We start from the raw sequence: 24,565 nt of genomic DNA on the forward strand, positions 1-24,565 counted from the left end.
CTATTCCTGCTTTTGTTTTTATAATATTCTCATTTACTACTTTTGCCATCTGTCCAAATTCATCTTTTGAACTATCTTCTAAAAGTTCTGTTGTATTTGATTCTCTATTTAAGTATGCAAAAAATCCTAGTAATCCTAATTTAAAACTGTCTAAAGACTTAGAAATCTGTTTTATTATAACAACACTAACAGTAAATCCAATCAACACTCCAATTACTAGTAAAACTATTCCTTCAAACAAAGAATCTTTCGACAACGCTATTATTTCATTTACATTTGATTTTAAATTATTTTCTACTTTCTGTATTTCTTTTTCTATCTCATTTTCAAAATGATGTAAATGCTCTGAATAAGCTTCAATTGATTGCTCTAGTATTATATTTTTATTTTCAGTAACTATAAATTTGTTTGCTATATTCTCACCTTCAGTAAATAAATTTTTAGCCAATAACTCTAGATTTTTTATATTTTTTAATTCATTACTATTATTTTTAAATAGTTCTTGTATAACACTCATTTCTATAGAAGCTTTATTAAAATACTCTTTTGCTTCACCTATTTTATCGAAGTTATTTTCAATAATTGCATTTGATATTGATAGTTGCATATCTAAAATATATTTTTCAAATTTAGATAAATGAATTATTTCTGGAACAACAGTATTCTCAATATATTCACTATCATTAATTATCAATGAAAATGATTTACCAGAAATAAATCCATATATCATAAATAATATCATTATACTAGATGATAACCCAATAATTTTTTGCTTTGTATTTAAATTTTTTAACATTCTTCACTCCTTGGTTGATTTCTTTCAATTATTATTCTTATTTTATTTAGCTGGTTTAAGATATCTTTTAATACTTGTTTTTGAGATATATCTTTACAATCATATTTTTGTAGTGAATACTCGTCTTCAACGTAACTCAATAACTGGTAAATTAAAAAATTAAGTTCAATATCTTTTTCTTTTGTCATATTAATCCTTAAAAAAGATAATCTTATCTTATCTTATCTTGCAATTAAAAACCCATTTAATTTTTATTAAATTTATATGTAATAGTTTGATATTTATTGGAAATTGTAGATTTTAATAAATCTTCCTCTTTTATATTTTAAAATATAAAGAGAAAGATATAGAAGAAGTGGATTAGTTTATTTTATTCTAAAGGCTCATTTACATCAATTTTGCATTTATTACCTTCACAAATAATATTTGCATCAAAGTAAAAAATTTCTGATAAATCAACTTTATCTTTTTGTAATTTCATATATGCTTCCAATGATCTAGCACCAGCACTACAATGAAAAATAATAGTTTTATCTTTTGGTAACTTTTCAAGTATCTCTTTTGCACTCAATTTATCAGTTTCGATATTTATACTACCTTCAATATTTCCTTTTTCAAAGTCTTTTTTAGAAAGTACATTTACAATTTGAATATAAGAAGGAACTTTATTTTCTAAAATTAATGATTTTAACCACTCTCCATCAACAGTTCCTTCATCACTTCCTAATTTTGCACCATTTTTACTAAACTCTTTTTTGGCTTCTTTTGGTTTATCTTCTGATTTTTTACCACCTATTGTTGTAGGAAGTCCAGCTTTCTTCCACTCTGGAACTCCACCAGCATATACAGAAACATTTTTATAACCTAATTCAAGAAGTTTATTTGCTACAATATTTGATTTTTCACAAGAATAACCAGAACAAAAAGTTACGATTTTTTCATCTTTATTTATAGGAAATCTACCTATTAACTTATCAAGTTCAGTATCAGGAATAGAAATACTTCCTAAAATAGTTTCTTGCATAAATTTTGCATTTGGTCTTGCATCTACAAGTAAAGCACTGTTGTTTTCTTGATAAGATTTAATAACTACTGTACCAACTTCTAAATAGCTTTTTGTTGCCCATTGCGGTTCTCCAGCACTATAAACTTTTACTTTTTTATGCCCTTTTTTCTTTAAAAGATTTGCAACAATTGGACTTTTTTCACATCCATATCCACCGCAATAAACAATTAATTCTTTATCTTTAGATACATCTATAAGTTGTTTATATCCATCTTCAAAAGTTCCATCTGTAATATTTAAACTAGAAGGAATCGTACCTCTTACATATTTTGCTTCTGGTCTTGCATCGATTAAAATAGCTTCAGCTGAACCTCTATGTCCAATACCAACTTTTTGCTTAACATATTCGAAATCAACTTGTTCTAATTTGTATTTATTTATCAACTCCAAAACTGCTGGAGTTGGTTTTGTTAAATTTGGTATCTCATTTGCAAATAATCCACCAAAACCTAAAATTGATACTACAACTAAACTACTAACTATTTTTTTCATTTTGTTCTCCCTATATTTTAAGCTCTACCGCTTAGCATTCCATACATTGTCATTGGTTTTAAAATATAAACTTTTAATATCCACCAAATCCATCTCTCTTGTGTAGGATCAAGTGGTATAATAGGAGTTGGTTTTGATGTCCAATCAAATTCTGCAAGCATAACTTTTCCAATATCAGTTAAAACTGGGCAAACTGTGTAGCCATCAAATCTAGCTGTTAGCTCTTTACCTTCCATAACTGCTATTAAATTTTCAACTAAAACTTTATATTGTTTTCTTACTGTTCCTCCTGTTTTACCTAGTGGTACAGCTGCTATATCACCTAAAGCAAAAACATTTTTGTATTTTACATGTTGCAATGTTTCTTTATTAACAGGGATCCAACCTTTTTCTGAACCAATTTCAGATTTTCCTATTTCATCTGGAGCTTTTTGTGGAGGAGTAATATGTAAAAAATCAAAAGGAACTTCAATATTTTGGCTTTTTTTAACAATATCATACTCTTCTAAATCTTTATCATAAGCACCCTCTTCTTCCCAAAATTTATTAAAAATAGCAACTTTTTTTGCAATATCAACCTCAACTAAATTATGTTGAAAATTCCATTTCATATCTCTTGCAATAAACTGCTTTTCAATAGCATCAGCAAATTCCTTAACACTAAATAGCTTATCATTATTATCATACAATGTTAATTCAGCATTCGCTCTTGCTTTTGCTTCATTTAATCTTGCATTTGTAAGATACATAACTTTTTTAGGAGCTCCTCCACATTTTATAGGAGTATTTGGTGCAGTAAATACACCTTTTACCTTTTGCCCATCTTTTGCTTTTTGAATAAACTTTTGAGTTTGCTCCCACATATGTGCTGAACTATCAATATTATAAACAGATGTTACTCCACTATCACCAAAAACTTTTAAAATTTTTGAAGCATCTCCAGCACTATAAGCATCTCCTATCTCTTCTAATCCTTTAATTGCAGCAAAATCAAGAGTAACCCCAGCTGCTACAATTAAAAAATCATAAGATAATACATCTCCAGATGCCAATGTCACTTTATTTGCTTCAGGATTAAAATCAACAGCTTTATCTTTTATGAAAGTAACACCATTTGGTAAATAATCTTTTGTTTCAAAAAGTAATTCATCTTTTGATTTATAAATTCCAGATGCTACAAGAGTAGTCCCTGGTTGGTAAGATACTGATTTAGGATTTGGTTCAACAATTGTAATGTCAGGATCTGATAATGTATTAACCAACCTTGCAGCTGTTGAAATACCAGCTAATCCACCACCAATAATAAGGATTTTCCCTTTTGCTTCACTAGCTTTTGCAGCTGTTGATGCACTAGCTTGAGTTCCACCAGTTAAAAGTGCTGCACTTCCAAGACCTGCTAATTTAAAAGCTTCTCTTCTTGAGATTCCAGATTTTTTTAATTCACTATCTATAATCTCAAATGCTTTTCTTAACTCATCTTTATTCATTATTTTTTCCTTAAAATAAATATATAATATACTAGCAAAATAATTATAATAATACACTTACTTTATATAAGTTTGTATTTTCAAATATATATCATTTTATCTTATAATTTGTAGTGATTTATAATAATCTTCTTGTGAGTTTATATTTAAGAATTCATCTTCATATTGAAAGTCTAAAATATTATATTTAGAATTCCTAACTAAATAATTTATTTTATGAATATCATCTTTTATCATATTTTTAATTCTATTTAAAATATTTTTTGAAAATACTCCACATAAATTGTGTGTTTTTAAAGGTGTTTGAGCAATGGTTATATCAAAATCTAAACTCTTACTTATTAGTTCTTTTATTGTTTCAATTTTTACAAAAGGTGTGTCCACTGCGATAATAAAAACTTTTTCATCTTTTATTGTTTCTAAAATAGTTTGTAAAGCTAAAATTGGCGAGAAAATCTCTTTATTTTCATCTAGGATTAGATTATTAGAATTTAGAAAATTAAATTTATTGCTTTTTGAAGAGATATAAATATCTTTAAAGTGAGGTTTTAGTCTTTCAAATTGATATTCTATCAAAGAGTTTGAAGAGCTAAAGGGAAGAAGAGATTTGTCTTCTCCCATTCGTGAACTTTTACCTCCACTTAAAATAACACAAGGTATTTCAAATGGAATAATCATTTATAAACTTCTTGGGTCTGTAATATATCCACTAATAGCACTTGCAGCGGCAACAGCACTATTTGCTAAATAGATTTTTGAACTTCTACTTCCCATTCTTCCAACAAAGTTTCTATTTGTTGTAGAGATACATACTTCGTTATCTCCTAAAATTCCCATATATCCACCAAGACATGCTCCACATGTAGGATTTGATACAACTGCTCCAGCATCAACTAAAGTATCAATATATCCTAGTTTTGTAGCTTCTCTTAATATTTTTTGAGTTCCTGGAGTTAAGATAAGTCTTACATGTCGAGCTACTTTTTTATCTTTTAAAATTTCAGCTGCAACTTTAAAATCACTTAATCTTCCATTTGTACATGAACCTATAAATACTTGATCAACTTTGATATCATCTTTAACAGCTTGAGATACACTATGACCATTTGATGGTAAATATGGATATGCAATAACAGGCTCTAGTTTTTCTACATCAATAACAATCTCTTGACAATAAACAGCATCTTCATCACTATAATGAATTTTAGGCTCTGCTCTTAAACTATCCCTACTATCCAAAAACTCTTTTGTAATCTCATCGTAAGCTACAATTCCATTTTTAGCACCTGCTTCAATAGCCATATTACATAAACTAAATCTATCATCCATTGATAAATATTTTATTGTATCTCCTGTAAATTCTAAAGCTTTATATAAAGCTCCATCAACTCCAAGTATTCTAATAATTTCTAAAATTAAATCTTTTCCAGTTACATATTTAGATGGACGACCATTAAATACTACTTTTATAGATTCTGGAACTTTAAACCAATTCCCACCAGTAATCATTCCAAAAGAGATATCTGTTGAACCCATACCAGTTGAAAATGCTCCTAAAGCTCCGTGTGTACATGTATGACTATCTGCACCAATGATAACATCACCAGGAATTACTAAACCTTTTTCAGGTAAAAGTGCATGTTCTATTCCCATATCTTTTTCATCAAAAAAGTTTTTTAAATTGTATTTTAATGCAAAATCTCTACTAATCTTTGCTTGATTTGCTGAAGCTATATCTTTTGCTGGAATAAAATGGTCTAAAACTATTGCAAAACCATCTGGATTTGCTAGTTTTTTAAAACCACCCTCTTCAAATGCACGAATAGAAATAGGAGTTGTAATATCATTTCCAATTACCATATCAATTGGACTTCTTACAATTTCTCCTGCATAAACTTTTTTTCCAACATGTTCACTAAAAATTTTTTCTGTAATTGTTTGACCCATATTTTTTCCTAAACTGTTTAATTTTGAGAATTTTGCCAAGATTATAACCAAAAAACTCTTTTAAGCTACAAAGAGCTTTTCTCTTTTAAATTTTTTTCTCTTCTATTGTTTCGTATTTGAATAAAGATTATAATAGCAACGGAAACATTTATCATAACATCTGCAAAGTTGAAAATTGCAAACTCAAATCCATAATGCCAATAAAAATAATCAACAACTGCACCATAAGTAAATCTATCCAAAATATTTGACAATCCACCAGCATATAAAAGCCCTATTGCAATATAATATTCTTTAAATAAATATATATTTTTATATAAATATATACTTCCTAAAACTACTATAAAAAGCTGGATATATTTTAAATACTCATCCAAAAAAGAGAACATAGAAAAAGCAACTCCATAGTTGTAAGCAAGTTTCAAGCTCATAACACTTCCATTTGCATCCCAACCAAGATTTGCAAAACCAAACTTTACAACTTGGTCTATGATAAAAATCGCTATAAAAATAGCAACTGCTAATTTAAACTCTCTTTTCATAAAGCTTTTTTAAAAAAAGAAATTAAAGTTTCCATTCCAGTCTCTACATCTTTTTTATTTTTTCCTTCGAGTAGAAGTCTGATTTTATTCTCTGTTCCAGAATATCTTATCAAATCTCTCATTCCTTTTTCTCTTAAAGGTTTTAAAATTTCATCTAAACCCTTTATATCTTTTAATGGTATTTTTTCATTAACTTTCATATTATGTAAAATCTGTGGATACAGAGTAAAAGGATTTAAAACTTCACTTGCTTTTTTCTTACTTCTAATCATCATCGCCAACACTTGCAATGCCGAAGCTAAACCATCTCCAGTTTTTGCAGCATCAGAAAAAATAATATGTCCACTTTGTTCTCCACCAAAATTTATACCTTGTTCTTTCATGAGTTCAAGAACGTATTTATCTCCAACATCACTTCTTAAAAGTTTAATTTGATGGTTTGCTAAATAGTCTTCTAAGGCTTTATTTGACATAACTGTAGCTACACAAGCATCACCTTTTAATAGATTTTCTTGTTTTAAGTATATTGTCAATGCTCCTAAAAGTTTATCCCCATCAACTATCTCACCTTTTTCATCAATAACAACCAATCTATCTGCATCACCATCAAGAGCCAATCCAATATCTGCTCGATACTCTCTTACAAGTTTTGCTACATTTTCTGGGTGCATCGCTCCACAATTATCGTTTATATTAAATCCATTTGGCTTATTGTTTATAGTGATAACATCTGCACCTAATTCTTCTAAAATTGTAGGAGCAACTTTATACGCAGCACCATTTGCACAATCAAGAATTATTCTTAAACCTTTTAGAGTTAAATCTTTTGGAAACGATGACTTAATAACAACAATATATCTTCCAATAACATCATCTATTCTTTTTGATGAACCAATATCCATACCAGTTACTTGTTCACTTTGGAGTAAATCATGATTGAAAAATATTTTTTCAATCTCTTTTTCATCTTCAACACTTAGTTTATTTCCATGATTATCAAAAAACTTTATTCCATTATCTTCAAAAGGATTGTGTGAAGCACTTATCATAATTCCAGCATCACATCTCATACTTTCTGTTAAATATGCTATTGCAGGAGTTGGCATAGGTCCTATTTGGATAACATCATATCCAACAGATGTAAGACCACTAACAAGTGCATTTTCTATCATATATCCACTTCTTCTTGTATCTTTTCCAACTAAAATTTTATTTGTTGTTGAGTGTTTTCTAAAATGAACACCAGCAGCTTGTGCAAGTTTTATTACAGTAAAAGCATCTAAAAATGCTCCAGCCTTTCCTCTAACTCCATCTGTTCCAAATAGTTTCATTAAATCTTCCTAAAATTAAACTCTGTTTAAGTTATTTTGGATAGTATTCTATCCTTTAAAATTTTATAAAGAGGTTAAAAAAATGGCAAATCACAAATCTTCTGAAAAGAGAGCTAGACAAACTTTAGTTAAGACTGAAAGAAATAGATTCTATAAAACTAGAATTAAAAATATAACTAAAGATGTAGTTGCTGCAGTTGAATCTGGAGACAAAACAAAAGCTACTGAAGCAATGAAAGTTGCAAACAAATATTTCCACCACTGCGTTTCTAAAGGTATTTTACCAAAAGGTACAGCAGCTAGAAAAGTAAGTAGATTACAATTAAAAGTAAATGCTATATAAGTAATTTATGTTAAAAAATAGACTCCAACCATTTATTACTAGATATGAGGAAATCACTCAATTATTGATGAGTCCTGATATCACAAGTGATATAAAAAGAATGACATCTTTGTCAAAAGAACAATCAAGTATAGAAGCAATAGTAAATAAAGCTAAAGAGTATATAAAAGTTCTTGATGATATTGAAGAAAACAAACTTATCCTTGATGATGCTGAACTTGGCGAATTAGCAAAAGAAGAGTTAAAAGAATTAGAAACTTCAAAACCAATTTTGGAAGAAGAGATAAAAGTTTTGATGATTCCAAAAGATCCAAATGATGATAGAAATATTTACTTGGAGCTAAGAGCGGGAACAGGCGGAGATGAAGCTGCACTATTTGTAGGTGATTTATTCCGTGGTTATTTAAGATATGCTGAAAATAATGGTTGGAAAGTAGAGATTATGAGTTCAAGTGATAGTGAAGCAGGTGGTTACAAAGAGATAGTAATCTTAGTAAAAGGTGACCATGTGTATTCTAAACTAAAATTTGAAGGTGGAACTCATAGAGTTCAAAGAGTTCCAGCAACAGAATCTCAAGGTAGAGTTCATACATCAGCTATTACAGTTGCAGTTATGCCTGAAGTTGATGATGTTGAAGTCGAAATAAATGAAAATGATTTAAAAATTGATGTTATGAGAGCTAGTGGGAATGGTGGTCAATCTGTAAATACTACAGACTCGGCTGTAAGAATCACACATATTCCTTCTGGTATTGTTGTAACAAATCAAGATCAAAAATCTCAACATAAAAACAAAGAGCGAGCTATGAAAGTTCTAAAAGCTAAACTTTTTGAAATTGAGATGGAAAAAAAGATGGAAGCTGAAGGTGCAAACCGAAAAGAGCAAGTAGGAACTGGTGATAGAAGTGGAAGAATAAGAACTTATAACTTCCCACAAAATCGTATCAGTGATCATAGAATAAATTTGACTCTTTACAGACTTGAAAACATCTTAAATGATGGGTTGTTTGATGAAGTAATTGATCCTCTTATTGCTGATCATCAATCTCGACTTATCGAAGCAAATGGGCTATAAAAAGCCTTTTTTGTTTTTCTTTTTTAAATACTAATAACAAAATAAAAATACTTTTATAATTTTTAAATCAATCTTATCTTTACTAATATTTTTATTTTTACTTAGATTTATTGTTTTTGTTTTAAATAAAATCATACAAATCATACCAAGTTTTCGTTACAGTTTTATATTAAAATGATAATTGATTTATTATAATATATAAACACAAGGAAAAAAAAATGGAAATAAATCAAACTACAAATATATATCAAACACAAAGTGTAAAAAATTTAAGTACAGCTTATTATAAGGAACTTGAAAAAATAGATTATAGTAACTATTCGGCAAATGATTTACTAAATATTTCTTTTGAAGAGGCAAAAACTCATCAAGAAGAGTTTGATAAAAGATATAAAGAACTATCAGATAATGGAGATATAAAAGCTTCCCAATATAGTAAGTTTTTACACTTAAAAGGTGCATTAAATTATAGTGAGAATAGTAGTATCAATAAAGCATATTATGAAACTTTACAAAATACAGATCCAGAAAAAACTGGACTTTTATCTTTTGAATTTCAAATGAATTTACAAGAGTTTTCTAAAAATGAAGATATAAATGCAAGTTTTATGAAAAATGGCAGATCTTCAAATGGTAATTATGTGATAAATCATAAAAATGAGTTAAATAATATAGATTTTGTTTCTTTTATAGATAAAGCCATAGCTAATTTTGAAAAAGCTTTAATAAATTCAAAATCTTCAAATGCAGATAAAAAAGTGCAAGAGCAATATCAAAATATATCTGATTTTTATAAAAATTTTCAAGAGAACTTTAATAAAGCGACTAAAGAGCCATATTATGCATAATATTAAATGTCCTTATTGGGGATACAGATAAATAAATATCTCTAAAGTAGTTATTATAAAAAACTATCCTTTTCAAGTTTAAATTTATACAAAAGTAACCAAACTGTAATCAAGGCTTATTAGAATTCTTCCGTAAATAAAATTTATCGGAGAAAAAATGAATTTAAAAAAATCATCTGTGGCATTGATAGCAAGTGCCTTATTAGTATCAAGTTTAAGTGCAAGAGACCAAATCAAAATTGTTGGTTCATCAACAGTTTATCCTTTTTCATCTTCAGTTGCTGAAGAATTTGGAGCAACAACATCTTATCCAACTCCTGTTGTTGAATCAACTGGAACAGGTGGAGGAATAAAACTATTTTGTGCTAGTGCTGATATAAATACACCAGATATTGCAAATGCTTCAAGAAAAATTAAAGCAAATGAATTAAAAATGTGTCAAGACAATGGTGTTACTGATGTAACTGAAGCTTTAATTGGATTTGATGGTATTGCAATAGCACAAAGTTCAAAAGTACAAAGTTTTAATGTAACAAAAGAACAATTAGCTTTAGCAGTTGCAAAAGAAGTTCCTTCAAAAGATGGTAAATCTTTAATAGCAAATCCATACAAAAAATGGTCAGATATTAGTAGTAACTTACCAAATAGAGAAATCATAGTTTATGGTCCACCAAAATCATCTGGAACAAGAGATTCTTTTGAAGAGTTAGTATTACAAAGTATATTTGAAAAACAATCAGTTTATACAGATTTATTTAAAGCTGATGAAAAAGCAAATAAAAAATATAAAGCTTATTCAGAAATCAGAACAGATGGGGCTTATGTAGAGTCTGGTGAGAATGATAACTTAATAGTTCAAAGACTTACAAAAAATGAAGCGGCAATTGGTATTTTTGGTTACTCTTTCTTAGCTGAAAATAAAGATAAAGTTATTGGTCTTAGTATAGACAATGTTGCACCAACAGTTGATACTATTGCAAATGCTTCTTATCCTGTTGCTCGTTCAATGTATTTTTATATCAAAAATCAACACTCAAAAGATGTTCCATCTTTAAAAGAGTTTACAAAACTTTTCGTATCTGAAAAAATGATTGGAAAAGATGGAATTCTAACTGAAATCGGACTTATTCCATTGACTGATGATGTTAGAACAAAAGCTAGAGCAAAAGTTTTAAATAGTGAAAAACTAACAGAAGCTGATTTAAAACACTAATAAGAAGTAGATAAACTCTACTTCTTAACCTCTTTTTAAAATACCATATAGGAAAACTATGCCAAATTGGACTGAAATAATATCAAAGCTTGATTATGCTTTTCAACCAATAATCTACTCTCACAGTGGGAAAATTTATGCAGTCGAGGCACTTTTAAGAAATGTTCAAGATATACCAAATCTCACAAATATTGATGACTTATTTGATTTAGCTTTCAACAATGACTATTTATACGAACTAGATTTACAATTAAGAGAAAAAGCTATAAGTAAATTTGCAAAAATAAATTATTCAAATTTAAAACTATTTTACAATTTAGATAATAGGATTATTTACAATAAAAGCTATTCATCAGGAAATACAGAAAAGATATTAAAAAAATACAACCTAAACAAAGAAAGAATATGTTTTGAGCTAAGTGAAAAAGGTACAGCAATAGAGCAAAATGCTCTATCTTCAATGCTTGAAAAATATAAACAAAGTGGTTACTCAATTGCAATAGATGATTTTGGAATAGGTGTTTCAGGATTAAAACTTTTATATTTTAGTGAAGCAAATATCATAAAACTTGATAGATTTTTTATTTCAAATATAGACCAGGATTCAAAGAAAAAACTATTTTGTTCCTCTATTATTGATATGGCACATATTATGGGAATACAAGTAATTGCAGAAGGAGTAGAAACTATCAAAGAATTTTATACTTGTAAAGATATAGGAGCAGATTTTATACAAGGGTATTTAGTTCAAAAACCTACAAAAAATATAAATGAAATTGAAATTTTATATAACAATATAGTAGATTTAATAGCAAAAGATAAAAGAAATGATACAAATAGGACTATTGATAGTAAATTTATAGAAGAGATTACTCCATTGGATGTTAATACCTCTTTGTATGATTTGTTTTTGCACTTCAAAAAGAATACTCAACATAACTTTGTTCCTATTGTAGATGAGTTTGGATATTTGTTAGGAATAATTTATGAAAGTGATATCAAAAAAATATCTTACTCTCAGTATGGTCTATCATTAGCACAAAATAAAACATTTTCATCTACTTTATTAAAATATATCAAACCTGCATTAAGTGTAGAAATATCATGGGGAATTGATAAAATTCTTGAAATGTATAATCTCAACTTCAATGATTCTTTAGGTATATTTATCACTAGTTCGGATAAATACAAAGGTTTTATAAATCTGAATTCTCTTTTAACTTTATCGTATAAAAGAAATATAGAAATAGCAACAAATCAAAATCCACTTACAAAACTTCCAGGAAATAGTCAAATAGAAAAATATATTGATACATCATTTAAAAATTCTCAATTAAATACTACTTATATTATATATTTTGATTTCAATGATTTTAAACCATTTAATGATATTTATGGTTTTAGACAAGGTGACCGTGCTATTTTAATATTTTCTGAACTATTACAAAAAAGATATCAAAAAAATAGTTTTATAGCTCATATTGGTGGTGATGATTTTTTTGTAGGATTAATAGACTACAACTACAAAGATGTTTTTGAACTAACTTCAAATATACAAGATGAATTTAAAAATAGTGTAAAAAACTTATACTCAAAAGAGGATAAACAAAACAATTTTATAGTAGGAAAAGATAGATTTGGTACAACTAGAAAGTTTGATTTACTATCTGTTTCTTGTGCTATTTTGGAGATAAATTCTCAATCAGATATTTTGAACTTTGACAACACTTTAAATATTGTAAAAAAAGCCTCTAAAAACTCAAAAGAACCTATTTTTAAAATTATATAAATGTAACTCAATTGTAATCAAGTTCTTCTAAAATTCCATAAATTCAATACAAAGGTCGATTTTGTTGAGTAGTTTTCAATCACAAAAAAAACGAAGAGAACTAAATGAGAAGCTTATAAAATATGCACTTATTTTTGCAGCTGGTATCTCTATTTTAACAACTTTTGGTATTTTATTCTCAATTTTATTTGAAGCAATAGAGTTCTTTAAGTTAAGAAGCTTTTGGTACTTTTTAACAGGTACACAATGGACTCCAGGAACTGCAAATAGCCAATTTGGTGCTTTACCTATTTTTGCAGGAACATTTGTAATTACAGTTATAGCTTTACTTGTTGCCATTCCTATTGGGCTTGGAAGTGCTATATATATGAGTGAATACGCAAGTCCAAAATTAAGAGATTATCTAAAACCTATTTTGGAAGTTCTTGCAGGTATTCCAACTGTTGTTTATGGTTTCTTTGCAGCTATTACAGTTGCTCCTTTTGTTGTCAAAGCAGCAAACTTTTTTGGGCTTGAAGCGACATTTAATAGTGCTTTAGCATCTGGAGTTGTTATGGGAATTATGATAATTCCTTTGGTTTCTTCACTTTCAGATGATGTTATAAGAGCTGTTCCAGATAGTCAAAGAAAAGCAGCATTTGGTTTGGGTATGACACATGGAGAAACTATCAAAAACATAGTTTTACCATCAGCTATGCCAGGTATTATTTCAGCATGTCTTTTAGCTTTATCAAGAGCTTTAGGTGAAACAATGATTGTTGTTATGGCAGCAGGTTTACGACCAAATTTATCTATAAATCCTCTTGAAGATATGACAACAGTTACAGTTACAATTGTAAACTCTTTAGTTGGAGATTTTGAGTTTAATTCACCAGAAACACTTTCAGCCTTTGCTTTAGGTTTAGTACTGTTTATCGTAACTTTGGTTTTAAATATGATTTCATTGTCATTGATAAGAAAATTTAAAGAAAAATATAAAGTGAATACATTATGATAAAAAGAAATAAGAAAAATAAACAAAACAATCCATTTTATGACCCAACATTGAAAAAAAGACATGCTAGTGCAGCAAGATTTAAGAAGTTTACTATAACTTCTTTGGTATTTTCAATAGCATTTTTAGCTTTCTTTCTTTTTGATATGATTGGAAAAGGTGTTCCAGCTTTTAATATAGCTTTCGTAAAAGTTGATGTAACTTTCAACGAAAAAACATTGGATGATACAAGATTAGCAGTTCCAAGTGAATTTAGAAATATAGTTTCAAGAGCAGCTTTAAGAGATTTACCAAAACTATTAGAAAAAAATCCAGAGTATAAAGATACAACACAGAATCTTTGGATTTTAACAAATCACCAAGTTGATCAATACATAAAAAATCACCATCACAATTTAAAAGATAAAGAAATAGCAATAGTTGATGAACTATATTCAAATGGTTTAATAGAAAAAAGATTCAACTCTTTATTCTTTTTAAATGGTGATTCAAAAATACCTGAATATGCTGGGATTTTCTCATCGGTTGTTGGTTCAATTTTAACTTTAATCATAACAATGCTTGTTGCATTCCCAATAGGAGTAATGACAGCAATTTATCTTGAAGAGTTTGCAGGAGATAATAAATTTACAAGATTTATAGAGATAAATATCAATAACCTTGCAGCTATTCCATCTATTTTGTTTGGTCTTTTAGGTCTTGCAATATTTATAAATCTTTTTGGTATGCCAAGAAGTTCACCACTAGTTGGAGGATTAACTTTAGCTCTTATGACACTACCAATTATAATTGTAAGTTCAAGAGCAGCTTTAAGAGCAGTTCCAGATAGTATTAGACAAGCTGGATATGGTTTAGGATTAAATAAAATTCAAGTAACACGAGATCATGTTTTACCTTTAGCATTTCCAGGAATTTTAACAGGTTCAATCATCGGTTTAGCTCAAGCTATGGGAGAAACTGCTCCTTTAATCATCATAGGTATGATTGCATTTATTCCAGATGCTCCAACTATGGTTACTGGTGCAGCAACTGTTATGCCAGCACAACTTTTCACTTGGGCTGGAATGCCTGAAGGTATGTATATAGAAAAAACAGCTGCAGGGATTTTAGTACTATTAACAATACTAATTTCACTAAATGCAATCGCAATTTATCTTAGAAAAAAACTTGAAGTAAAATGGTAAAAGGAAAAAAATGAGTACAGAAATCAAATCAAAAATAGATGTAAAAAATTTAAATCTATTTTATGGAACAAATCAAGCTTTATTTGATATAGATGTAAATTTATATCAAAATAAAATCACAGCATTGATTGGACCATCAGGTTGTGGAAAATCAACATTTTTAAGATGTATAAACAGAATGAATGATTTAATCCCAATAGTTAAAATAGATGGACAAATTATCATAGATAAGAAAAATATATATGATAAAGATGTAGATGAAGTAAGTGTTAGAAAAAAAGTAGGAATGGTTTTTCAACAACCAAACCCTTTTCCAAAATCTATTTATGATAATGTTGCTTATGCACCTTTAAAACATGGACTTGTAAGAAAAGGAAAAGAGTGTGATGAGTTAGTTGAAACTTCTTTAATTAAATCTGGACTTTGGAATGAAGTAAAAGATAAATTAACACAACCAGGAACTTCACTTTCAGGTGGTCAGCAACAAAGGCTTTGTATAGCTAGAACAATCGCTATTAAACCAGAAATTATTCTAATGGACGAACCAACATCTGCACTTGATCCAATAAGTACAGAAAAAATTGAAGCACTTATGCTTGAGTTGAAACAAGATTATACGATTATAACTGTAACTCACAATATGCAACAAGCTGCAAGGGTTGCTGATTATACAGCATTTTTCCACTTAGGAAAATTGATAGAGTACGATATAACAGAAACTATTTTTGTTAATCCACACAATAAAAAAACAGAAGATTACATAACAGGGAGATTTGGATAATGTTAAAACCATACGAAATAAAACTAGCAACAGTAAAAGAAGAAGTAAAACAAATAGGATTTTCAGTGATTGAAGCTTTAGAGATTTGCTTAAAAGCTTTAAATGATAGAAAAATTGAAGATTTAAGTAATGTTGAAATAAGTGAGAAAAAAACTCTTCATAAATCAAACGAAATAGATAATATTATCGTTGGAACAATGGCTTTATATGCACCTGAAGCAAAAGATTTAAGAAGATTAGTATCTTTTCTAAAAATTACAAATGAATTAGCAAGAACAGCTGCAAACACAAAAGATTTTGCAAAAATGTTTAAAAAATCATATTCAAGTGATTTAGATACAAATGTTATTTTAGAATATGCAATTCCTCTTTTAAAATCAGCACTATTGTCTTTACAAACTGCAACTTCTATTATTGATGAAAAAGATGAAAAACATATAGAAGAAAAATATCATAGAGTTATAGTTGAAGAGAGTAAAACAGATGATTTATACCTTATGATAGAGAAAAATATCTTAAAACTAATTTCAAAAAAACTTGATTTATCAAAAGAGTATTTTGATATTTTAAGTAGTTTGAGAAGATTAGAAAAAATTGCTGATAGAGCAGTATCTATTGCAAGATTATTACAATTTGCACAAGTTGGTGGAGATATTGAACAATCATAATAGCGAAATCTTTTATATTAGACATTTTAAAAAAGCTATAAGAAAAATTTCAAAATATTTTAGTTCACATTTTGAAGTTTTAGTTGCAATAATTATCTTTTTAACGATACTTATTGCTGGTCACGACTTTTATAAAGCAATCATCTTAATGTTAGAATTTATTGTTATTATGGAAGTTGTGAAGATGATTTCAGAGTTTATAACAAAAGAGACTTTAAGACTTAGATATGTCCTTGATATTTTTATTATATTTTTAATAAGAGAAGTTATAATTCTAGCTACGAATAAAAATAGAGAGTATTTTGATATTGTTTTTCTACTTTTAGTTATATTTATATTCTTTATTTTTAGAATATTAGCTATAAAATTCTCTCCACAAAATGATAAAAAACAAGATGTGATACAAAATGAACAATAAACTAATTTTAATAATAGAAGATGAAGAAGATATATTAGAACTTCTTGAATATACCTTACAAAAAGAAGGATATGAAACAATAGGATTTTTATCTATAAATGACAATGTAAAAAAAGTTTTAGAAGAAGAAACTATTGATTTAATATTGATGGATAGAAATCTAAGTGGTATAGAAGGTACCACTTTTATTTCTAGTATTAAAAAAGATGGTTACTCTACTCCAGTTATTTATGTAACAGCAAAAGATAAAGATGAAGATATCATAGAAGGATTCGAGTCTTATGCTGATGATTATATAACAAAACCTTTCAATATAAAAGAACTAAGTGCTAGAGTAAAAGCTGTACTAAAAAGAACTTCAAAAGATGTAGAAGTATTAAAAGTAAAAGATATTTTATATAACTCTTCAAATAAAAAATTTTATATTGAAAATATTGAAGTCGAATTAACACAACTTGAATCAAACCTACTTTTAGAATTCATAAAAAATAAAGATATTCTACTCTCAAGAGAATATTTATTGGAAAAAGTGTGGGAAGACTCTTTGGATAAAAAAGAGAAAACTGTAAATGTAGCTATAAAAAGACTAAAATCTAAAATAGACCCAAAAAACAAAAAGAATTATATAAAATCTGTTAGAGGAGAAGGTTACATATTTTGCTAAAAATTCACCAGCTATTTTTACGAACATATCTTACAATATTTGTTGCAATATTATTGACTGTAACACTCACTACTTATTTTTGGGCAAAAAATCTATATATAAATCAAATAGAGAAAAACCTTTTACAAAATATTGATACTTTAATAGTTGTTTTAGAAGATTCAAAAGATATAAATAGCTTGAAAAATATTGTTCAAAATCTTAGTTCAAAACTATCTTTAAGAATATCGTTAATCAATGATCAAGGCGATGTAATAGCTGAAAGCCACAAAAATTTAGATGGAATAAATAACCATAAAAATAGAGTTGAGATAATAGAAGCAGAGAATATTGGTCTTGGAAAAGATATAAGGAAATCTGAAACTTTGGATAAAGAACTTTTATATGTAGCTAAAAAAACTATCATAAATGAAGAAATATTTTATATAAGAATGTCTGATTATACAAATAAAATCACTGATAATTTTATGAAATTAACTTTAGAAATATTTGCATATATCTCTATTTTCTTATTTATTGCATTCTTGGCAACCTATTTTATAAGTTTAAAAATAAAAAAAGAGACTGATTTTATACTTCATTTTTTAAAAGAATTGACAAAAAAAAGAAAACCAATGTTATTAAAATCAAATTATACTTTTGAATTTTATAAAATAGCAAAACTACTAAATAAAGTAGCTATAAAATTGGCTAAAAAAGATAAAGCCAAAGCTAAACACACTGCAAAACTGACTATTGCGAATAGACAAAAAGATGACATTATATCAGCTATTTCTCATGAGTTTAAAAACCCAATAGCTATAATTTCTGGATATAGTCAAACTTTGATGGATGATAAAGATATGCCAAAAGATATGAAAATCAAATTTTTAAATAAAATATTTTCAAACTCAAATAAAATGGCACAAATCATAGATAAATTAAGATTAACTTTAAAATTACAAGAACAAAAACAAGAGCTTATTTTAAGTTCAATATCTATAAAAAAGATTTTAGAAAATTCTATAAGTGACTTGAAATTTAAATATAAAAATAGAGAAATAAAAGTTGTTGGTGATGATATTTATCTTAAAGTTGACGAAACTTTAATTTCAATAGCAATATCAAATCTAATAGAAAATGCTCTTAAATACTCAAAAGAAGATATAGAAATTGAAATCACAAAAACTTCTATTGCAATTATAGATAAAGGTATAGGAATAAGTAAAGAAGAACTTGAAAAAATAAAAAAGAAGTTTTATAGAGTTTCAAATAATGAATGGAATAACTCTTTAGGATTAGGATTATTTATAGTTCAATCTATATTAAAATTACACAATTTTAGACTTGAAATAGAGTCTCAAATCGATGTTGGTTCAAAATTTATAATTTATCATTAAAATCTACTTAATTTAAGCAAAACAAAAGCAATACTTAACTATTATTCCAACTTATTATTGAAAGGGAGTTAATAAATGAAATTTACTCAAATGGCAAAAGCCAACGAAATCGAAAGATCTTGGGTTGTAGTAGATGCAGAAGGTAAAGTATTCGGAAGAATTATTACTGAAGTTGCTACAATATTAAGAGGAAAAAATAAACCTTGTTTTACACCTAACGTTGATTGCGGAGATTATGTAGTAATTATCAATGCAAGTAAAGCTAAATTTACTGGTGCTAAATTAGAAGAGAAAAACTACTATACACACTCAGGTTATTTTGGAAGTACAAAAACTCACAAAATGTCAGATATGATTGAAAAAAACCCTGAAAAATTGTATAAATTAGCTACTAGAGGTATGCTTCCAAAAACTACTCTTGGTAAAGCTATGTTAAAAAAATTAAAAGTATATGCAGGAAGTGAACATCCTCATACGGCTCAAATTAAAGGATAATAGTAATGGCAAAAGTATATGCAACTGGAAGAAGAAAAACTGCGATAGCAAAAGTATGGTTAGAGTCTGGAAATGGACAATTAACAGTTAATGGTCAAACTTTAGATGCTTGGCTAGGTGGTCATGAGTCTATCAAAAAAAGAGTTTTACAACCATTACAAGTAGCAAAACAAGAAGCATCTGTAAATGTTGTTGTTAAAACATTGGGTGGTGGATATTCTGCTCAAGCGGACGCTGCAAGACATGGAATTTCAAGAGCTTTAGTTGCTTTTGATGAGCAATTTAGAACAATTTTAAAACCTCATGGTTTATTAACTAGAGATGCTAGAAGTGTTGAAAGAAAAAAATACGGAAAGAAAAAAGCAAGAAAATCTTCTCAATTCTCAAAAAGATAATTGGTATTTTTCTTTATTTTCCCAAAGGAGTGGTTTTATCACTCCTTTTTTTATGCCTTATTTACTAAGGTTATATGACATCTCTTTTTTATATGCCATATCCCAAAACATATATTCAAATTCAACACTAGATATAAAAATTTCTTCAATTTTTTCCTTCTCTTTTTGTGTTTTATTCTCAACCAATTTATCAACTGCATCATAAAACCATTCAAATGATTGTTCAAAAGCTTCTCCAGAATACATCTCTATCCAAGATTTATAAAAATTATCTTCTAAATTATCTTTATATTGTTCTTTTAACCTTTTTCCATAATCACAATAAGTCCATGCACAAGGAAATACAGTAGCTAAAATCTCTACTAAACCACCTTTTTGTGCAACTGCTAACATATTTGAAGTGTATGCTCTGCTAAATAATGAAGCTTTAACATTTTCTACTTCTTCTTTTTTAATTCCAAACTCTTTCATATACTCTCGATGAACTTGCATTTCATCTACAAGAGTACTATGCAATATTGAACTAAGCCTTGCTAACATATCTTCATCTTCAGCTTTTAGTATTGCAGCAGCAAAAACTTTTGAATACTCCAAAAGATATAAATAATCTTGTAATAAATAAAATTTAAATTTTTCTTTATCTAATGTACCTTTTCCTAGCTCTTGTACAAAAGGGTGATTGTATCCATCTTCCCAAACTTTTTGGGCTTTATTTTTTAAACTTTTTGAAAATGACATTTTTATCCTTTATTATTTTTTGATATATTCTATCATAATTAAAAAGTTAAAGCCAATTTATGGGATTTTTTGTAAAAAAACTATAAAATATCCTATGAAATTTTTACTAATCAACCTAATTTTTTTTATATCGTTAAATGCTTCAACTATTACTTTAAGTATGAGTTCAAGCCCAAGTAGATTAAATCCTGTTTTAGCCAATGATACTGCAAGTTCTGAAATATCTGATTGGCTTTTTAATGGACTTTTCAAATATGATAAGAATGGAGATATAACAACTGATTTAGCTTCATCATACAAATTTGAAACCCCAACAAAATTGATTGTAAAATTAAAAGATAATGCCTTTTGGCATGATAAACAAAAAGTCACTTCAAAAGACATAGTTTTTACTTACGAGCAAATCATAAATCCAAAAGTTTTTAACTCCATAAAATCAAATTTTAATGAAGTTGAAAATGTAAAAATAGTAGATGATTTAACAGTTGAGATAAACTATAAAAACCCATATTTCAAAGCACTTGAAACTTGGATGGTTGGACTTTTACCATATCATATTTTAAAAGATGAAGAAAATCTAATGACAAGTTCTTTTAACAAAAATCCAATAGGTACAGGTTCGTATATGTTAAAAGAGTTTAAAATAGGTCAAGATATAGAACTTATTGCAAATCCTGATTATTTTGAAGGAAAACCAAAAATTGATAAGATTTTATATAAATTCTTACCAGACTTAAATACATCTTTTTTATATCTAAAACAGAAAAAACTCGATATTGGAACACTTGACCCAATACAACTAAATAGACAAATAGATGATAATTTTAAAAAAGATTATACAATCATACAAAAACCAGCTTTTACATATAGTTATTTGGGATTTAATTTAAAAGATGAAAAATTTAAAGATAAAAAAATAAGAGAAGCTATATCTTTAGCTATAAATAGACAAGAGTTAGTTGATATTTTGTTTTTTGGGTATGGACAAGTTTGTAATGGTCCATTTATGCCACACTCTTATGCTTATAATGAAGAAGTTAAACCCGTAGTTCAAGATATAAAAAGAGCAAAAGAATTATTAAAAGAAGCAGGATATGATGAAAAAAATCCTTTTACATTTGAAGTTATTACAAATACTGGAAATGATATAAGAGTAAATGCTGCTCAAATACTTCAATACCAACTTCAAAAAATTGGTGTTAATATGAAAATAAGAGTTATGGAGTGGCAAGCTTTTTTAAATACAGTTGTACACCCACGAAAATTTGAAGCTATACTTTTAGGTTGGTCTATGCCTTTAACTCCTGATGCTTATCCTCTTTGGCATAGTTCTAGTGATAAATTAGGAGGATTTAATCTAGCTGGATATAAAAATGATAGAGTTGATGAACTCATAGAAAAAGGTATAAATACTATAAATAAAGATGAATTATCACTAATTTATAAAGAGATTTTTAAAACTATTGCTGATGATTTACCATATCTTTTTTTATATATTCCAGATGGAATTACTGCTGTTAATAACAAAATAGAAAATATCGAACCAACTTTTACAGGGATTTTACACAATCAAAAAGATTGGGAAATAAAGGAATAAATTTGAAAAACAAAATAATACTTTTTGATTTAGATGGAACTTTGATAGATTCAACAGATGCCATAATATCTACATTTAGATTTGCTTTTAAAGAACAAAACTTTGATTTTACTGGAACTGACGAAAATATAAAAGATTTGATAGGTTATCCACTTGATATTATGTTTGAAAATCTAGGAGTAGATAAGGCAAAAGTTTGGGATTTTGTAGATAGCTATAAAAATAGATACAAAGATATTTCAGTTGCACAAACACTACTACTTGAAAATGCTTTTGAAGCTGTAAATCTAGCTTCAAGTTTTGCAAGACTTGGAGTAGTTACAACAAAAACTAGGATTTACTCAACTCCTATTTTAGAGAACTTTGATATTTTGAAACACTTTGAAGTAATTATTGGAAGAGAAGATGTGCAAAATCCAAAACCACACGAAGAACCTATTCTAAAAGCTTTACAAAGTTTAAACTATGATGATACAAAACATCAAGCTTTTATGATAGGAGATACAAAACTTGATTTAATCTCAGCTTCAAATGCTTCAATAAAATCTATTGGAGTATTATGTGGTTACTCAAATGAAGAAGAACTTTTAAAATATACGGATATTGTCAAAAAAAACTCTTTTGAAGCTGTAAAATATCTAGCAAATATATGAATATAAACTCTATTTTTCAAATGCTACTAGCTTTGCTAGTTGCTTTTTGTGGCTCAATTTTATTTATATTTTTGCATCTTCCTTTGCCTTGGCTTTTAGGAAGTATTTTTGCTACAAGTTTACTCATAAGATTTGATAAAATTCCAATACAAAGCCCAAAACTCTTTTCAGCACCAGCTAGAATTTTGATAGGACTTACTATTGGGAGTGCTTTTACACCACAAATTTTAGAGTTTATTCCACACTATGCTATAAGCCTTTTATTGGTAATTCCTTTTACAATTTTAGTTATATTTTTTGGAACATTTTACTACTACAAAGTTTTAAAATATGATTTAAAAACCTCATATTTAGGCTCAATGCCTGGTGGTGTAATAGAAATGGTGATAATCGGACAAGAACTAAAAGCAGACACTTCAAAGATAACTTTGATGCAAAGTTCAAGGCTTTTTTTTGTTGTAGTATCTTTACCTTTTATAATTCAATATATTTTTCAAATAGATATTCGTGGTAACCAGCTTTTAACAACTCCTATAAAAGATATAAATATGTTTGATTTTTCATATATCTATATTTTTTGTATATTTGGTGCTTTGTTAGCCAAAAAGTTAAAACTAACAGCTGCTTATTTAATAGGTCCTATGATTGTAAGTATAGTTTTGTACTCTACTGGTTTTGTAAATACTCATATTCCAGATGAGTTGCTAAAGTTTATACAAATCGTTTTTGGTTCAATCATAGGATTTACTTTTAGAGATGTTGGCATTAAAACAATCCTTAAAACTTTGGTGGCTACTTTGGGACACTTCGCTATTTTGATTCTTTTGTGTGCTATTTTTATAGCAATTATTTTTTATAGTTTAGATTTTAAGGCTTTGGATATATTACTTGCCTTTGGTCCTGGTGGTCAAACAGAGATAAACTTAATAGCTATTTTAGTTGGTGCAAATTTACCTTATATAACTTTGCACCATATTGTAAGACTTTTTATTGTGATGAATATTGCACCAATTATTGCTAAAAGGTTGAAGTAATTATATTTTAATTTAATTTTTCTATTTTTTCTTCAAAATCTTCATAATAACTTAAAAACAAATCAATATTTATCTGATTTATAAACTCATTTATATAAGATTTTAGTTTATCTATATTTGTAAAACTTTCTGCAAATTCTTGTTCAAGCTTTATATAAATAACAGTTCCTGAATATTCCTCATTTACACAAGAGTTTACAGATATTTCACCATTTTGTATTTTACATTTATATGCAGTATCTTCACCAATTTTTTTAGATATTATTGAAATATTTTTTGATACTAAAAAAACTGCTAAAATATCAGATGTTTTAGTAAGTTCAATAAGTTGATCTTTACTAAATCCTATACCATTGTCTACTACTGTTATTGATTGATCAGATGGCTCAAAATATACTTCAATACGACCTTTATATTCTTTTAACTCATTGATAAATATTTTTTCTTTTTTTAGTTCTTCTAGTTTTATTACTGATTTATTAGCATTTAGAATCAATTCTCTTAAAAATAACTTTTTATCAATAAAACTATCTTTTTTCAGACTATCTAATATTTCATTATTAAAAATTTGTTTCACATCAATTCCTTTATAATTTAAATAAGAATTATATGATAAAACAATTAATTATGTATTAA

At 27.5% G+C, this 24,565-nt stretch carries 26 protein-coding genes and 1 pseudogene; 17 read left to right on the top strand and 10 right to left on the bottom strand.

Translation table 11 applies throughout. The features are described 5' to 3' along the window. The 8 genes and pseudogenes from CRU91_RS08375 to glmM all read right to left on the bottom strand — a co-directional run. Positions 1 to 796, bottom strand: a pseudogene (locus CRU91_RS08375) (hypothetical protein); the annotation flags it as partial. After that, positions 790 to 984 (bottom strand): hypothetical protein, encoded by a 195-nt coding sequence (locus CRU91_RS08380; protein WP_113894778.1) that lies wholly within the window; start codon positions 982 to 984, stop codon positions 790 to 792. The pseudogene CRU91_RS08375 and the gene CRU91_RS08380, both read right to left, overlap by 7 nt. Positions 985 to 1,166: 182 nt before the next feature. Continuing rightward, positions 1,167 to 2,354 carry a rhodanese-like domain-containing protein gene (locus tag CRU91_RS08385; protein WP_113894779.1) on the bottom strand — a complete coding sequence of 396 codons (1,188 nt, stop codon included), beginning with the start codon at positions 2,352 to 2,354 and terminating at the stop codon, positions 1,167 to 1,169. 17 nt (positions 2,355 to 2,371) lie between these two features. Further along, positions 2,372 to 3,841 carry an NAD(P)/FAD-dependent oxidoreductase gene (locus CRU91_RS08390; protein ID WP_113894780.1) on the bottom strand — a complete coding sequence of 490 codons (1,470 nt, stop codon included), beginning with the start codon at positions 3,839 to 3,841 and terminating at the stop codon, positions 2,372 to 2,374. A gap of 96 nt (positions 3,842 to 3,937) precedes the next feature. After that, positions 3,938 to 4,519: a molybdenum cofactor guanylyltransferase MobA gene (mobA, locus tag CRU91_RS08395; protein ID WP_113894781.1), complete on the bottom strand. Its 582-nt coding sequence runs from the start codon at positions 4,517 to 4,519 to the stop codon at positions 3,938 to 3,940. Further along, on the bottom strand, positions 4,520 to 5,788 hold the full coding sequence (leuC, locus tag CRU91_RS08400; protein ID WP_113894857.1) for a 3-isopropylmalate dehydratase large subunit: 1,269 nt from the start codon (positions 5,786 to 5,788) through the stop codon (positions 4,520 to 4,522). It abuts the gene before it with no gap. Between the two features lie 65 nt (positions 5,789 to 5,853). Beyond that, positions 5,854 to 6,330 (bottom strand): signal peptidase II, encoded by a 477-nt coding sequence (lspA, locus tag CRU91_RS08405; protein ID WP_113894782.1) that lies wholly within the window; start codon positions 6,328 to 6,330, stop codon positions 5,854 to 5,856. Then, positions 6,327 to 7,661: a phosphoglucosamine mutase gene (gene glmM / locus CRU91_RS08410; protein ID WP_113894783.1), complete on the bottom strand. Its 1,335-nt coding sequence runs from the start codon at positions 7,659 to 7,661 to the stop codon at positions 6,327 to 6,329. Before glmM ends, lspA begins: the two co-directional genes overlap by 4 nt. Positions 7,662 to 7,743: 82 nt before the next feature. Here glmM and rpsT point away from each other — a divergent pair, with 82 nt between their 5' ends. The 14 genes from rpsT to rpsI all read left to right on the top strand — a co-directional run bounded on the left by rpsT (position 7,744) and on the right by rpsI (position 19,907). Next, positions 7,744 to 8,004 (top strand): 30S ribosomal protein S20, encoded by a 261-nt coding sequence (gene rpsT / locus CRU91_RS08415; protein WP_113894784.1) that lies wholly within the window; start codon positions 7,744 to 7,746, stop codon positions 8,002 to 8,004. Positions 8,005 to 8,011: 7 nt separating this feature from the next. Continuing rightward, the gene (gene prfA, locus CRU91_RS08420) at positions 8,012 to 9,079 is read left to right on the top strand and encodes a peptide chain release factor 1 (RefSeq protein WP_113894785.1); all 1,068 of its coding nucleotides are present in this window, start codon (positions 8,012 to 8,014) and stop codon (positions 9,077 to 9,079) included. Between the two features lie 218 nt (positions 9,080 to 9,297). Beyond that, positions 9,298 to 9,927 (top strand): hypothetical protein, encoded by a 630-nt coding sequence (locus CRU91_RS08425; protein WP_113894786.1) that lies wholly within the window; start codon positions 9,298 to 9,300, stop codon positions 9,925 to 9,927. A gap of 157 nt (positions 9,928 to 10,084) precedes the next feature. Next, positions 10,085 to 11,140: a substrate-binding domain-containing protein gene (locus CRU91_RS08430; RefSeq protein ID WP_113894787.1), complete on the top strand. Its 1,056-nt coding sequence runs from the start codon at positions 10,085 to 10,087 to the stop codon at positions 11,138 to 11,140. 58 nt (positions 11,141 to 11,198) lie between these two features. Beyond that, positions 11,199 to 12,929: a GGDEF domain-containing protein gene (locus CRU91_RS08435; protein ID WP_113894788.1), complete on the top strand. Its 1,731-nt coding sequence runs from the start codon at positions 11,199 to 11,201 to the stop codon at positions 12,927 to 12,929. A 64-nt stretch (positions 12,930 to 12,993) separates the two neighbouring features. Further along, the gene (pstC, locus tag CRU91_RS08440) at positions 12,994 to 13,923 is read left to right on the top strand and encodes a phosphate ABC transporter permease subunit PstC (RefSeq protein ID WP_113894858.1); all 930 of its coding nucleotides are present in this window, start codon (positions 12,994 to 12,996) and stop codon (positions 13,921 to 13,923) included. Beyond that, positions 13,920 to 15,107, top strand: a complete 1,188-nt coding sequence (gene pstA / locus CRU91_RS08445; RefSeq protein WP_235826980.1) for a phosphate ABC transporter permease PstA — start codon at positions 13,920 to 13,922, stop codon at positions 15,105 to 15,107. Before pstC ends, pstA begins: the two co-directional genes overlap by 4 nt. 10 nt (positions 15,108 to 15,117) lie before the next feature. Then, on the top strand, positions 15,118 to 15,888 hold the full coding sequence (pstB, locus tag CRU91_RS08450) for a phosphate ABC transporter ATP-binding protein PstB (protein WP_113894789.1): 771 nt from the start codon (positions 15,118 to 15,120) through the stop codon (positions 15,886 to 15,888). After that, on the top strand, positions 15,888 to 16,556 hold the full coding sequence (locus tag CRU91_RS08455; RefSeq protein WP_113894790.1) for a phosphate signaling complex PhoU family protein: 669 nt from the start codon (positions 15,888 to 15,890) through the stop codon (positions 16,554 to 16,556). Before pstB ends, CRU91_RS08455 begins: the two co-directional genes overlap by 1 nt. Then, a complete protein-coding gene (locus CRU91_RS08460; protein WP_235826981.1) occupies positions 16,543 to 16,974 on the top strand; it encodes a hypothetical protein in 432 nt (143 codons plus the stop codon). The genes CRU91_RS08455 and CRU91_RS08460 overlap by 14 nt, the downstream gene beginning before the upstream one ends. Continuing rightward, positions 16,964 to 17,638 carry a response regulator transcription factor gene (locus tag CRU91_RS08465; RefSeq protein WP_113894791.1) on the top strand — a complete coding sequence of 225 codons (675 nt, stop codon included), beginning with the start codon at positions 16,964 to 16,966 and terminating at the stop codon, positions 17,636 to 17,638. Before CRU91_RS08460 ends, CRU91_RS08465 begins: the two co-directional genes overlap by 11 nt. After that, positions 17,632 to 19,017, top strand: a complete 1,386-nt coding sequence (locus CRU91_RS08470) for a sensor histidine kinase (RefSeq protein WP_113894792.1) — start codon at positions 17,632 to 17,634, stop codon at positions 19,015 to 19,017. The genes CRU91_RS08465 and CRU91_RS08470 overlap by 7 nt, the downstream gene beginning before the upstream one ends. 75 nt (positions 19,018 to 19,092) lie before the next feature. Continuing rightward, positions 19,093 to 19,512 (top strand): 50S ribosomal protein L13, encoded by a 420-nt coding sequence (gene rplM, locus CRU91_RS08475; RefSeq protein ID WP_113894793.1) that lies wholly within the window; start codon positions 19,093 to 19,095, stop codon positions 19,510 to 19,512. A gap of 5 nt (positions 19,513 to 19,517) precedes the next feature. Next, positions 19,518 to 19,907 carry a 30S ribosomal protein S9 gene (gene rpsI / locus CRU91_RS08480; RefSeq protein ID WP_113894794.1) on the top strand — a complete coding sequence of 130 codons (390 nt, stop codon included), beginning with the start codon at positions 19,518 to 19,520 and terminating at the stop codon, positions 19,905 to 19,907. A 57-nt stretch (positions 19,908 to 19,964) separates the two neighbouring features. Here the strand turns inward: rpsI and tenA are convergent, their stop codons facing one another. Beyond that, complete coding sequence (tenA, locus tag CRU91_RS08485) at positions 19,965 to 20,645, bottom strand: thiaminase II (protein ID WP_113894795.1); 681 nt, start codon at positions 20,643 to 20,645, stop codon at positions 19,965 to 19,967. Positions 20,646 to 20,739: 94 nt separating this feature from the next. Here tenA and CRU91_RS08490 point away from each other — a divergent pair, with 94 nt between their 5' ends. From CRU91_RS08490 to CRU91_RS08500, 3 genes are read left to right on the top strand one after another with little or no spacing between them, the layout of a single operon-like run. Beyond that, the gene (locus CRU91_RS08490) at positions 20,740 to 22,242 is read left to right on the top strand and encodes a peptide-binding protein (RefSeq protein ID WP_113894796.1); all 1,503 of its coding nucleotides are present in this window, start codon (positions 20,740 to 20,742) and stop codon (positions 22,240 to 22,242) included. A 2-nt stretch (positions 22,243 to 22,244) separates the two neighbouring features. After that, positions 22,245 to 22,895 carry an HAD family hydrolase gene (locus CRU91_RS08495; RefSeq protein ID WP_113894797.1) on the top strand — a complete coding sequence of 217 codons (651 nt, stop codon included), beginning with the start codon at positions 22,245 to 22,247 and terminating at the stop codon, positions 22,893 to 22,895. Then, on the top strand, positions 22,892 to 23,929 hold the full coding sequence (locus tag CRU91_RS08500; protein WP_235826982.1) for an AbrB family transcriptional regulator: 1,038 nt from the start codon (positions 22,892 to 22,894) through the stop codon (positions 23,927 to 23,929). Before CRU91_RS08495 ends, CRU91_RS08500 begins: the two co-directional genes overlap by 4 nt. A 7-nt stretch (positions 23,930 to 23,936) precedes the next feature. Here the strand turns inward: CRU91_RS08500 and CRU91_RS08505 are convergent, their stop codons facing one another. Beyond that, on the bottom strand, positions 23,937 to 24,506 hold the full coding sequence (locus CRU91_RS08505; protein WP_222718436.1) for a hypothetical protein: 570 nt from the start codon (positions 24,504 to 24,506) through the stop codon (positions 23,937 to 23,939). Between the last annotated feature and the right edge of the window lie 59 nt (positions 24,507 to 24,565).

Source organism: Aliarcobacter vitoriensis, from assembly GCF_003316695.1.
Classification (GTDB): Bacteria; Campylobacterota; Campylobacteria; order Campylobacterales; family Arcobacteraceae; genus Aliarcobacter; species Aliarcobacter vitoriensis.